The organism is Candidatus Endomicrobiellum agilis (assembly GCF_020328115.1).
GTDB lineage: Bacteria > Elusimicrobiota > Endomicrobiia > Endomicrobiales > Endomicrobiaceae > Endomicrobiellum > Endomicrobiellum agilis.
In genome coordinates, this window is the sequence record NZ_JAIXMW010000001.1 from 261,057 (window position 1) to 274,628 (window position 13,572).

Consider the following 13,572-nt stretch of genomic DNA (forward strand, 5'->3'; position numbering starts at 1 on the left):
CAAAGTTAAAAACGAAATAAAATAAACCCGATATGTGCTTAGAAACGCACAGAAGTCGGCGTTTTTAATTTTTTATATAACAATAAGAGGCAACTATCTATGTGTGGAATAATTGGCGTTGAAAACAATAAAAATGCTGCTGTTTTAGCTTCAGCGGGACTTCTTACTTTACAGCATAGAGGGGAAGAGTCTGCCGGCATTACGATAAGCGGCAAAGAAAAGATGAGAACTTTTAAAGCTATGGGACTTGTCTCAAGAATTTTCAATGAAGAAATTTTATTGAATAAACTTCCTGGGACTGCTGCTATAGGACATGTTCGCTATACGACTTCTTCAAAGAGTTCTTTAATAAACGCCCAGCCTTTCCAGATAAGTTGCATTCACGGAAATATTTCTGTGGCGCATAACGGCAATATTACGAATTTTTTTGAAATAAAAGAAATGCTTTTGAAAAAAGGTGCAATTTTTAACCACACTTCTGATACCGAAATACTGCTTCATCTGATCGCAATGTCTAAAGGAAGTCTTACGGATATAGTTGCAAATTCAGTTCGTAAACTTGAAGGCGCCTTTTCACTTGTAATCCTTAAAGATAGAGTTCTGATAGGCGTGAGAGATAATAATGGTTTTAGACCTTTAGTTTTAGGGAAAATAGGCAATTCATATGTAATGTCTTCGGAAAGTGCTGCGATTGAAGTTATAGGGGGCAAATACATAAGGGATATAAGTCCCGGCGAAATTATCGTCATAGAAAACGGGCAGATTAAAGAATCTTTTATATATAAGAAACCTAAAAAACAAAACACCTGTATTTTTGAGCAGGTTTATTTTTCAAGACCTGACAGCATAGTGTTTGAGCAAACTGTGAAAGAAGCGAGAGTTAAAATGGGAGAATATCTTGCGCAACAGATGAAAGGTGTAAAAGCTGATATTGTTATGCCCGTTCCCGATACCGGTTATTTTGCAGCACTAGGATTTTCAAGGGCGTCAGGCATACTTTTTGAAAACGGTTTTATGAGAAACCATTACGTCGGCAGATCTTTTATAAAACCGTCGCAAAACTTAAGAAATTTAACGGCAATGCTTAAACTTCGACCTATAGGGGAAGTTGTAAGCGGCAAAGAAATAGTGCTTATTGACGATTCAATAGTAAGAGGAACCACTTCAAAGAGATTAATAAATATTTTAAAAGACGCCGGAGCAAAGAAAATACACTTTGCCCTTTCCTGTCCGACTATAACCGACTCGTGTTATTACGGAATTGACACCCCGAGCAAAGAACATTTGATAGCTGCAAATAATTCTGTGGAAAAAATAAGAAAATATTTGGATATTGACAGTTTAACCTTTTTAAATTTAGAAAATCTTGTTAAGGCTTGTTCTTTCGGTAACAAAAAAAACGACGTTTTCTGCACAGCATGCTTTACCGGGAAGTATCCTACGAAAATTTCAATGAATGTGTAAAAGGGAAACTGTTATAGATGGCAAAGTATATTTTTATTACCGGCGGAGTTGTAAGTTCTTTAGGCAAAGGCATTTCTGGTGCGAGCATAGGCAAACTTTTGCAGCTTCACGGCTTTAAAGTCAGTATGATAAAGTTTGATCCTTATATAAACGTGGATCCGGGAACGATGAATCCCTATCAGCATGGCGAAGTTTTTGTGACGATAGATGGTGCAGAATCAGATTTGGATTTAGGAACTTACGAGAGATTCTTAGATATTTATACAAGCAAAGCAAATACGAATACTGCTGGTGATATTTACCAAACTGTAATCAACATGGAAAGGATGGGAGATTATGACGGAGCTACTGTTCAAGTCATACCTCATATTACAGACGAAATAAAGAAGCGTTTTGCAGCGCTAAAAGATGATTGCGATATTTCGATAATTGAAATCGGAGGGACTGTTGGAGATATTGAAAGTCTCCCTTTTATGGAAGCCGCAAGACAGTTTCAACTTGAAAATAAAAAAGAAGACATTTTTAGTATACATGTCACTCTTGTTCCATATATTGCGGGCGCGCGCGAATTGAAAACGAAACCTACGCAACATTCGGTTAATAAATTGAGAGAGATAGGCATTTCTCCCGATATGATAATATGCAGAACGGAACACAGGCTCGATGAATCATTGAAGAGAAAAATATCGCTTTTTTGTAATGTGAAAGAAGATTATGTAATTGAGGCGTTAGACAGTCCGTCGATTTATTATATTCCAGAAGCTCTGTATAGACAGGATGTCGATTCTCTGATAATAGAAAGACTTAACATAAAACCTAAAAAGAAATTTGATGAAACGTGGTTCGCAAAAATAAAAGCCGCCGCTAGATTTAATAAGAAAGTTAAAATTGCCGTCGTAGGAAAATACGCGGATTTGAAAGACGCTTACAAATCTATTGACGAATCTTTAAATATCGCTGCGGCGGAATTAAGTGCAAAAGCTGAAGTACATTATTTAGGAGCCGAAGATAAAAACTTGATTGAAAAATTAAAAAGTTACAATGCTGTTTTAGTTCCCGGCGGATTTGGCAGCAGAGGCATAGAAGGTAAGATAGAGTCGATAACTTATGCGAGAGAAAATAAGATTCCATTCTTAGGAATATGTTTGGGAATGCAATGCAGCGTCATAGAGGTAGCAAGAAATTTGGCGGAGCTTAAAGGTGCGAATTCTACGGAATTTAATGAAAACACGAAATATCCCGTAATAAAAATTCTTGACGAACAGAAAAATATACGTTATAGAGGCAGCACAATGAGGCTTGGAAATTACAAGTCTGAAGTAAAGAAAAATACATTGGCATATAATTTATATAAAACCGTGGAAATCGAAGAAAGACACAGACATAGATATGAAATGAATCCTGAATTTATAGATATATTGGAAAAAGCTGGACTTTTTGTAAGCGCATACCACAAAGGAATGCTTCCTGAAATTATAGAGATGAAAAACCATCCGTTTTTCGTAGGAGTGCAGTTTCATCCTGAGTTTGGCTCAAGACCGATGAAAGCCCATCCTCTTTTTAAAGGTTTTATTGATGCAGCGTTAAAAAATGCTGAAAAATGAAAAACACTCTATCTTGCATTGTTTACTTATAAAACAAAATCTATTGTGGAAAAAGTTAGAAAGCGATAAGAGTTCTTATACCGATGACAACTGTATCGTGGTTGTAAGATGTATTTCCGCCCTTAAGGTTCGCTAAATACTGTAAATTCGCAATGATAGAAATGTTATTATTTATTTTATGTTTATAATACAACTCTATCTGCGTTTCTTTGCCGTATTTAAAATTATCTATGTTATTGCTTTTTAAGACACAATCTCCGGATATTTGTCCGATAGCAAACCCTAATGCATTATTTGTTAAGTCTTTTACCTGAATGCCGACATTCCATAATGTTGACGGTGGAGGAAGATTAAACGAGGGACTTTCAGCGTGTTCTCTATCGTTTATAGTTCCGACATAAGGATTTTTGTGTCCAATTTTGGCAAATACGCCGACTCTTTCATTTATTGCGTAATCTGCGCTTATGCCAATACCGCAAGTCCCATAGTATTTTCTATTCATTTCATAAGACCGATAAGAACGATGATATGCGTTGTTCGTCCACACATATACTCTGTAATTTCCACCTTCATGAGGTTTATATGTAACCTGCAAGATACTTAGTCCTTTATCGGGTCCAGGAGAAGCTTTTGTTAAAAAATAGGTAAAATAGGCGTAATCAATGCTAATATCAGTTATTGCGGCGTAGTTTAATCTTAGAGCGAGAAGTGAGGGGGAAATGCTAATTGTTTTATCAGTTGAGAAAGCTCCAGTCAAAAACTGTGAAGTATAATTATTGTCGGCAAAATAAGCCCCCACACCAAACTTACCGAAGTTAACGATAAATTTATTGTCTAAAAAAGACTGCTGATAGAATAGTTCAGTATTTTTTATGAAAGCACCTGGGTCAGCGGATTCGTTTATTTTTGAATACGTTTCTAAATTACCGTTAAGTCCATTTCCTTCCCCCCCTTTAAAACGCACTACGAGTTTACCATTATTTTCAAATTCTTTTGTGAGTTTTAAAGAAAATGCAAATGTTGCTTTAATTAAGTCTATGTAATTTTTAACGTCGTCAGGCGTTATCTGTAGAGTAGATTTATATTCCGTCGTAGAGGCTTTCATTACGTCAGGCATTCTCTGTAGAGTAAATGTACATTCTCCCGTAACTTGAGTTCCAAACAATTCCATAGCAAATGCCGCACTGCTCACGCCCACCGTAAGCGCTACCGCTGCTAAAACTGCCATTTTTTTTTTCATTAGTTTTTTCATTTTGATTGTCAATTGTCAAAACTTATAAAATGGGTCGTCTTTGTCGCCTCCAATTTGTTTTATCGGTTTATCTGGCATCCTCATCTGCCTTACTATCTAGATGGGAACACTGCGTTTAAGGATATTTGGACAGCGCGGTTTCTGTTTTCTCCGTTTTATCCGCCGTTGTATATTGGTTATGGTAAGCTTGGCATATTCTTGGTCTCATTTCTCAACTGTTAAAAAGAACTCACTCCTAAATATTATTAATTTTTTCATATTTTTAAGAATTCTCCTAAAAAATAGACTGTCAGTTAGAAAGATGTGTGCGGGTCACCTATACATGACAGATTGTCTCTTCTTGTTCTTATTGCCTCGATGATACTGTTTGAAATGCCTTAAATTAAATGCCACCATCAAGAACATTTTATACACTCATATAGCACTCGAGATATTTTATGTATTCATTTGCGTATTCGAGGTGTTTCATTGTATAACCTGCGACTTTGTTTTCAATTCGAGCTTTTCAAGATGACTTTTTGTTGAGCACAGCTTCTTTCTTCCACGTCAAGCTTATAAAGAACATTGCCAGTATACAAGATGCGATACAGGACACAAAAAATCCGTGCCAGCCCCACTTCGCAACAAGCAAGGCTACGCCAAAGCCCGACATAAAAGCGCCTCCGTATCCGAACATTCCAGTGAAACCGCAAGCGGCAGATACAGACTCCTGTACTGTAAGACGAGATGTCTGTACTCCTCCCACAAGGTTTTGCGGACCGTCTACAAAAAAGCCGACTAAAGATAGAAATAATACCATAATCCATGTTGGTGTTGTAGCGTGAATAAAGTGATACATGCCCAGTAAACAGAAAATCAAACAGAATAAATATATGAGATTGACCGGCGTGCAACGTCCTTTAAAAAATCTATCTGCAATCCAACCGGACGATATGCCGCCTAGAGTGCCGACGAATGGCATAGTTGACAGCAGAAAAGCTGCGCGTGCGTTCTCTATGCCTCTGGTCTCCATAAATACGGTGCTCCAGTCTAGCGTTGCAAAACGGATATAGTATATAAATATATAAGCTATCGCAAGTGACCAAAGAAACGGATTGGCGAAAACATATTTAGTTAAAAGCTGCCAATGGGAAAGACCACTTTGTCTTTTTACCGGCATTGTGTCCTTGTGATAGACGTCAATAGGCGGTAGTCCTATAGATGAAGGTTTGTCTGTCAAAGTAAAGAGCAGAATTGTGCCTGTCACTATTCCGACTATGCCCGGTATATAAAAAACCGCATGCCAGCCTCCTATTGCTATACAAATACCAGTCGCTATTCCTCCCAGTGAAGTACCAACTGTATGAGAGGATGACCACAAAGTCCATTTAGTTGCTCTTTCCTTTGGGGAGAACCAATATACCAGTCCTTTTGCCACCGGCGGAAACCCCATAGACTGCAGTCCTCCGTTTATCCCCCAGAATAAAGTTAGCAGAGGCAGAGATGGAAGAAAACCGAAGAAAAGGTTAACTAAAGAAGATCCTATCAGTCCTATTGCCATAAAAGTTCTTATATTGCATTTATCAGCGAGTAAGCCGCTTATAAATTTGCCGATGCCGTATGCTACATATGATGTTGAACTCACAATGCCTAAATCCAGCATTGAAATATTGAATTTTCTCATTATAGAAGGCGCTGCATAAGTCAGATTCTTTCGTGTAAAGTAGTACATTACGTAACCCACGTACATTCCCAAAAACATTCTGATGCGCCAATGTTTATATTGTTTTGCAATTTGTTTCTCATCTGTAAGTGGATTTTTCGCATCCGGTAGAGGCTTTATCCAATTAATGAATTTTGATAACATTTTTATCGTCTCCCGTTTTGTACGCCTACAATGCTTCTGCAGTTTAGATTATTAGACATATTTAAATGATAAAAAAGTCTAAGTCACCTAATTTATCATTAATAATTATATATATGCCTTTAATTTATTTTATCATTTTTTTATCTTTTCTTTCAACCGCAGGTATATCGGTTATATAATACGACGCTTTGGTAACATCTAAAATATTTTTAATTCGCGTTTTACGTTAACCTTGCTACATATTTATTTTAATCCATTTATTAGAGAATGTGAATCTGTAAAATACTGGTCAAAATAGATGTTTAGTCCGCAAAATTTTAACGGTTTTTAGAGGTCATATTTTTATTGTATTTTTTCATATTATTTTAATGTTATTCTAAGCGATTTCTTTTCAATATTCAAACGAAAAAAATTTAGTATAATCACCTCAAGTATTTAGCGTCTGTGCATAGCATGCAGGCGGATGCGGCGGAAATAAACCGCAACAGACGGCGTCGGTAAAGTTAGAAAAACTTAGATATTTAAAGCTTCTTGATTCGCTGGTTGAAACAGTAAAAGTTATTTTAGAGCGGTTGAAAAAACTTGAGCGGATAGATGAGAGACTTAAAGGGAAAATAAATTCAACTGTGAAAAGCCTCAAATTGAACGGACGGACATGCGGTATTTGTCATTGTAGATTTATGAAGAGGTCGGTTGCTGCAGGCTTTGTTGTGTATCCTTAATTTCTAAAATTTTCCTATGGGGATTATCTTTGGTTTCTGTTTGCCGTTTTGAAAGGCGAAATATCTGAGCTGTAAAGCTTTTTAGAATACGGATTTTACTAGCAAGGAAGTTGCAGTGAAGTTGCGGGTGAAAGAATGTATGTTTTTGTAATTTTCTATTTTATTTTGATTCTGAGCTTTGTCGTTGATTTTTGGTGATGTGCTTATATACTTTATTGTTCCAAACGGTTGCGGCGGTTTTGAGACAGGTATGCAGTGTATGCGAATAATGTTTTAATCTATAATGTAGATAGGAGTATAATATGAATCTTTCTAAATTTACAATTAAGTCGCAAGAAGCTCTAGCAGATGCGCAAAATATAGCGGCGGAATACGGCAATCAGGAACTCACTTCTGAACATCTCTTGTACGCTTTAGTAAAGCAGCAAAATGGAACAATCGGAGCGATAATAAAGAAATTCGCGGCGGAGCATGGAAATATGTTATTTGAGGATATTTCAAGAGATCTGCTCTCGGAAATTGAAAAGAAGTCAAAAGTTCCAGGCGGAAATCTATTTTTATCTCAAGGGTTAAACAAAGTTTTGAATAATTCCGAAAAGACGGCGAAAAGTTTAAAAGATGAGTTTGTTTCTACGGAACATATTTTTATTGCTGTATCTGAGGAAAGCTCTGAGATTGCTTCGAAAATATTAAAAAAATACGGACTTACGAAAGATGTTATTTTAAAAATACTTGTGAGCATAAGAGGAGATCAGAGAATTACGGACCAAAATCCTGAAGATAAATATCAGGCTTTGGAAAAATATGGAAGAGATTTGACCAATCTGGCGATAATCGGAAAACTTGATCCCGTTGTAGGCAGAGACGAAGAAATTCGCAGATGCGTGCAGGTTTTATCAAGGAGAACAAAAAACAATCCTGTTATTATAGGCGAACCGGGTGTCGGTAAAACGGCAATAGTAGAAGGACTGGCGCAGCGTATAGTTTCCGGAGATATCCCTGAAAATTTGAAAGATAAAAAAGTTATAGCTTTAGATTTGGGAGCGTTAATAGCGGGTGCAAAATACAGAGGCGAGTTTGAAGACAGGCTTAAGGCAGTTCTAAAAGAAATTCAGTCCGCTCAGGGTGGGATAATTCTTTTTATTGACGAGCTGCATACTATAGTCGGTGCAGGTTCCGCCGAGGGTGCGGTTGATGCTGCGAATATGTTAAAACCTATGCTTGCGCGCGGGGAACTTAAACTTGTCGGGGCGACGACTCTTGACGAGTATAGAAAGTATATTGAAAAAGATGCCGCTTTGGAAAGGCGTTTCCAGCCGGTTTTTGCAGGCGAACCGTCCGTTGAAGATACGATTGCAATTTTAAGGGGTATAAAGGAAAAATATGAAGTGCATCATGGCGTGAAAATAAAGGATTCGGCGCTTGTTGCCGCGGCGTCGTTGAGCGCGAGATATATAGCGGACAGATATCTGCCTGATAAAGCTATAGATTTGATTGACGAGTCTGCAAGTAAATTGAGAATAGAAATAGATTCTATGCCCATAGAACTTGACGCTGTGGAACACAAGCTGAGACAACTTGAAATTGAAAGACAGGCGGTAAAAAAAGAAACTGATGTTGCGTCAAAAGAGCGTCTTGCGAATATGGAAAAAGAAATAGATAAGCTGAAACAGGATTCCGCTGAAATGAAAGCTCACTGGGAAAAAGAGAAATCTTCGATTTCGGAAATTAGTCGGCTTAAAGCAGAACTTGAAAACATAAAAATTGAAGAACAGAGAGTCGAAAGAGACGGCAATTTAAATGCTGTCGCGGAAATTCGTTACGGAAAAATTCCACAGATGCAGAAACAACTGGAAGAGGAAAATAAAAAACTTCTTAAATTGCAGAAAAAAAAGAAGATGTTGAAAGAAGAAGTTGACGAAGAAGATATTGCCGAAGTTGTGAGCAAATGGACGGGAATACCCGTTACGCGCATGATGGAAAGCGAAATGCAGAAGCTTCTTAAAATGGAAAGTAAGTTGCATGAGAGAGTTGTCGGTCAGGACGAAGCTATATCCGCGATAGCAAATGCGGTGCGGCGGTCTCGTTCTGGACTTTCGGATCCCAATAAACCTATAGGCTCATTTTTGTTTTTAGGTCCTACAGGCGTCGGCAAAACTGAGCTTGCGAAAGCGCTTGCGGAACTTCTGTTTGATAATGAAAAGAATATAGTGAGAATCGATATGTCCGAATACATGGAAAAACACAGCGTGTCGCGTCTTATAGGCGCTCCGCCCGGATATGTCGGATTTGAAGAAGGCGGGCAATTGACGGAAGCCGTAAGAAGAAGACCTTATTGCGTAGTTTTGTTTGACGAAGTTGAAAAAGCAAATCTTGAAGTGTTTAACGTTATGCTCCAGCTATTTGATGACGGTAGGCTTACGGACGGACATGGGAAGACTGTTGATTTTAAAAATACGGTAGTTATAATGACGTCAAACATAGGCTCGCAGCATATTCAGATATGCGATGACTATAACGAAATGAAAGAAAAAGTTACGCAGGAACTCCACAGCTATTTCAGACCGGAGTTCTTAAACAGAATAGATGAAATAATAATATTCCAAAATTTGAGAGAAGAGGAATTAAGTAAGATTATCGGCATACAGATTAAATCTTTTGAAAATCGTCTTGCGGCAAAAAATATTCATGTCGAGCTTGTCGATAGAGCGAAGGATTTTATTTCTTCAAAAGGATATGATCCCGCCTTCGGTGCGCGACCTTTAAAGAGAGCCATACAGACATATTTGCTAAATCCTCTTTCTTCAAAACTCATTTCGGGAGAATTTAAAGAGGGTGACAATATTGTTGTGGATGCGACAGAGATAGACGGAAATAATCTGGAATTTAGAAAGAAATATGTAAATTAAAAAAACTTGTTATTCTTCCGTACTGAAGCGCTTTGAAACTTTTTTAAAATTTATAAAGACGACTGCTTTTCATCGTTTATCAATTATTGCTGCTACTTTTTCTTCATTGTCGAGCAATACTTTGGGCAAGCATTTAACTTGTCTTTTTGTCTTTCAGTTAAGTTTAGTTGCGTTTAATTGTTGGATTTGCCATGTCGTTATTCGATATACTTAACTGTTTTGCTGCTTTTCAAAAGTTGGTTGGCGTATAAGAGTATTCTTAGGATAATTACGTCAATTTGTCGAGGTGATGAAATAAATGTATAGAGGAATATTTGTAACGGCGACTGATACGGAAGCTGGGAAGACTTATGTATCTTGCAAAATAGCGGAGGCGCTTAAAAAATTCGGCGTAAATACTGGCGTTTTTAAACCGGTGTCGACCGGCGACAGAAACGATGCAAAAGCTTTAATTAAAGCTGCGGAAATTGACGAGAACCCGGAAATGGTTACGCCTGTGTTTTTTAAGAATCCAATGTCTCCTTACGGAGCGTCCTTACTGGAAAACGATGTCTCCGGCAAAGTTTTTGATTTAAAAAAGATTGATAGTTCGTTTAAATATTTTTTGAATAAATATGAGTTCACTGTGGTTGAAGGAGTGGGCGGTGTTTTGGTTCCTTTAAAACGAAATTTTTTTGTGAGCGATTTAATAAAAAAGTTCAATCTTCCGATTGTTGTGGTTGCTAGATTCGGTTTGGGCACGCTTAACCATACGCTGCTTACGATTGAAAAATTAAAGAGAGATAAACAGAAAGTTTTAGGGATTGTTCTGAGCGGCAAAAGGGATAAGAAAGATATTTCTGTAAAGTCCAATGCGTCAATCATAAAAGAAATAACTAATTTATTCGTCTTGGAATTGGGATATAACGAAAAAATCGACTTGGAGAAAAATAAGTGGATAATAAAATAAAGACAGCATTGATAAATTTGGATAAAAGCAATATTTGGCATCCTTTTACGCAGATGTCGGATTGGCTGAACGACGATCCAAATAGTCCTCTGATAATAGATAAAGCTAAAGGTTCGTATTTATATGACGTCGACGGAAAAAAGTATCTTGACGGAGTATCATCGCTGTGGGTAACTCTTTTGGGACATAGAAATCCCAAAATAGACAGAGCGATAAAAAAACAAATTGACAAAGTTTCGCACACGACTTTTCTCGGACTTACGCACAAACCCGCGATAGATTTGTCCGAAAAACTTTTAAAAATACTTCCCGATAACTTAAAAAAAATTTTTTATTCCGATAACGGTTCTACCGCTGTAGAAGCCGCGTTAAAAATGACTTATCAGTACTGGCAGTTTAAGAATGAAAAACGAAGCTTTTTTTTATCTTTGAAAAATGCGTATCACGGAGATACTATCGGCGCTGTTTCAGTGGGAGGCGCAGATTTGTTTCATTCAAGATTCAGATACTTGCTTTTTAAAAGCTATTTTGCAATGTCGCCTTATTGCTACAGATGCGCTCACAGAAAAAAAGAAATAGAATTTCCTGTAAACGCGGAGAATTTTAGAGATCACAATATGCAAATGGGCTGCCAGGGGCAGTGTATAAAAGAGGTCGAAACGATTCTTGCCGAAAATAACAAAGAGATTGCTGCTGCTGTTATTGAGCCGTTGAATCAGGCAGCATCTGGTATGATAATAATGCCGAAAGGCTACCTTAGAGAATATGCAAATCTCTGCAAACGTTACGGAATACTTTTAATTTGCGACGAAGTCGCCACGGGATTTGGGAGAACTGGAAAAATGTTTGCAGTAGAGCATGAAGATGTTAAACCAGACTTTATCTGTCTCTCAAAGGGCATAACAGGCGGTTATATGCCTTTGGCTGTTACTGCTGTCACAAATGAGATTTATAATGCTTTTTTAGGAAAGTATGAAGAATTTAAAACTTTCTTTCATGGACATTCCTATACGGCAAACCCGCTTGCGTGCGCTGCTGCAAATGCGGTTCTTGATACGTTGCAGCAAGATGAAATTTTACAAAAACTTCAGTCTAAAATTAAACACTTAAAAAAAGAGCTCGCATTGTTGTCAAAACATGACAAGGTCGGAAACATTAGGCATTGCGGCGTGATGGTGGGCATAGAAATTGTTGAAGACAAAAAAACGGGAAAACCTTATGATTGTAAACTTAAAACAGGCGCAAAAATTTGCGCTGACATAAGAAAACGCGAAGTCTTAATCAGAAATCTCGGAGATACGCTTGTTTTATTTTTACATCTTACGATGACAAATCGGGAAATATCAAAAATAATAAGTGCGGTTAAAATAGAGTTAGACAATCTTTGAAATTGAATCTATCAATTTTTCAATATCACGGGCGACATGTCCCGACGTAAGCGAAATTCTTATCCTTGATTGTCCCTTGGGCACCGTAGACGGTTTGATTGCCGGAATGTAAATTCCCTTCTCTCGTAAATAAGACGATGTTTTTTCAGTATTTTCAATACTTCCGGTTATAACGGGTATTATCTGGGACTGTGTATTTAAGGTGTTAAGACCAAGTTTGTTTAATTTGTTTTTTAAATATTCGGCTGTTTTCAATAAAAACGACCTTTGAGCGTCGCTTCTTTTTACGATTTCCAAAGATTTTAAAGCGGCGGCGCATATTGCTGGGGAAACTGACGTTGTATATATGAAAGCTCTGCTTTTACTGATTAGAAAGTTAATAAGTTGGCGAGAGCCGCAGACAAAGCCGCCTTGTACAGCGAAAGCTTTTGAAAGCGTGCCGACGGTTATGTCTATTTTGTTTGAAACGTTGAAAACTTCGGCAAGTCCTTTTCCTTCTTCTCCGAAAACTCCCGTTGAATGCGCTTCGTCAAGCATGCTCACAGCGCCGTATTTTTGGCATAATTCGACGAAATCTCTTAAAGGCGTAAAATCTCCGTCCATAGAAAAAACTGACTCGGCTATTGTCAATTTAATTTCATATTTATGCGCTCGTTTGAGCGATTTTTCAAGTGAATTCATATCGCAGTGTTCGTAGACGAAAATTCTGCTGCTGGAAAGTTTTGCTCCGTCCCAAAGCGAAGCGTGGTTTAGTTTGTCCATTATTATGCACGAATTTTTTTCGTTTGACATCAATGCGCTTATAACGCCGACATTAGCCTGATAGCCGCTCGGGAAAACGAGCGAAGCTTGTTTATTTTTAAAAGCGGCGAGTTCGGCTTCCAATTTTTCATGAATTGAAAGATTGCCGCATACTAAGCGCGAAGATGTGCCTGCAAATCCGTATTTTTCAACGGCGTTCATAGCCGCTTCGTTTATTTCTTTATTTCCGGCGAGATTTAAATAGTTATTTGATGAAAAGTTTATGAAGCTTTTTCCGTTTATTCTAATTGTCGACGCGGGACTTGATTGTATTGTGTTTAACGTTCTAAGCAGACCGCCGCTTTCTATTTCTGATAATCTTTTTAATAAAAAGTTGTTGAGCATTTAAATTCCTTTTTTATCATTGAGCGTAAACTAATTTTGGACTTTAGTTGCAGTCCCGCATTGTTGTGTTAATAGCTTTGTGGAATTGACAAAAATTGTAACCGCACACGTTGAGTTAGCATGTGAAACTAAATTTTAAAGATATCATATTACTTATTATGCATACAACAAAGATATGTCGTTGAGATTATTGTCGTCCTAAAAAAATGAAGCTTTTGAAAAATTCGGAGACGGTTCGCTTATGCCGTATAAAATTATTTGCCATTGTGGAATAGCAAGCGTCTAAGCGTTT

Annotated in this window: 8 protein-coding genes; 5 read left to right on the forward strand and 3 right to left on the reverse strand. The window is 37.5% G+C overall.

Translation table 11 applies throughout. From position 1 onward, the window contains the following. Nucleotides 1–99 precede the first annotated feature (99 nt). A complete protein-coding gene (gene purF, locus LE179_RS01200) occupies nt 100–1,464 on the forward strand; it encodes an amidophosphoribosyltransferase (protein WP_374128549.1) in 1,365 nt (454 codons plus the stop codon). Between the two features lie 17 nt (nt 1,465–1,481). After that, complete coding sequence (locus LE179_RS01205; RefSeq protein ID WP_374128550.1) at nt 1,482–3,068, forward strand: CTP synthase; 1,587 nt, start codon at nt 1,482–1,484, stop codon at nt 3,066–3,068. 55 nt (nt 3,069–3,123) lie between these two features. On the opposite strand, the gene LE179_RS01210 is transcribed toward LE179_RS01205, so the two are convergent. Beyond that, a complete protein-coding gene (locus LE179_RS01210; protein ID WP_374128551.1) occupies nt 3,124–4,308 on the reverse strand; it encodes a carbohydrate porin in 1,185 nt (394 codons plus the stop codon). A gap of 517 nt (nt 4,309–4,825) precedes the next feature. Further along, nucleotides 4,826–6,166, reverse strand: a complete 1,341-nt coding sequence (locus tag LE179_RS01215) for an MFS transporter (RefSeq protein ID WP_374128552.1) — start codon at nt 6,164–6,166, stop codon at nt 4,826–4,828. Nucleotides 6,167–7,190: 1,024 nt separating this feature from the next. On the opposite strand from LE179_RS01215, the gene clpB reads away from it, so the two are divergent. The 3 genes from clpB to bioA all read left to right on the forward strand — a co-directional run bounded on the left by clpB (nt 7,191) and on the right by bioA (nt 12,134). Then, nucleotides 7,191–9,797 (forward strand): ATP-dependent chaperone ClpB, encoded by a 2,607-nt coding sequence (gene clpB / locus LE179_RS01220; RefSeq protein ID WP_374128553.1) that lies wholly within the window; start codon nt 7,191–7,193, stop codon nt 9,795–9,797. A gap of 298 nt (nt 9,798–10,095) precedes the next feature. Then, nucleotides 10,096–10,746 (forward strand): dethiobiotin synthase, encoded by a 651-nt coding sequence (gene bioD / locus LE179_RS01225; RefSeq protein WP_374128554.1) that lies wholly within the window; start codon nt 10,096–10,098, stop codon nt 10,744–10,746. Further along, on the forward strand, nt 10,731–12,134 hold the full coding sequence (gene bioA, locus LE179_RS01230; protein ID WP_374128555.1) for an adenosylmethionine--8-amino-7-oxononanoate transaminase: 1,404 nt from the start codon (nt 10,731–10,733) through the stop codon (nt 12,132–12,134). Before bioD ends, bioA begins: the two co-directional genes overlap by 16 nt. Here the strand turns inward: bioA and LE179_RS01235 are convergent. Continuing rightward, a complete protein-coding gene (locus LE179_RS01235) occupies nt 12,120–13,280 on the reverse strand; it encodes an aminotransferase class I/II-fold pyridoxal phosphate-dependent enzyme (protein WP_374128556.1) in 1,161 nt (386 codons plus the stop codon). The genes bioA and LE179_RS01235 overlap by 15 nt on opposite strands. Nucleotides 13,281–13,572: the final 292 nt, after the last annotated feature.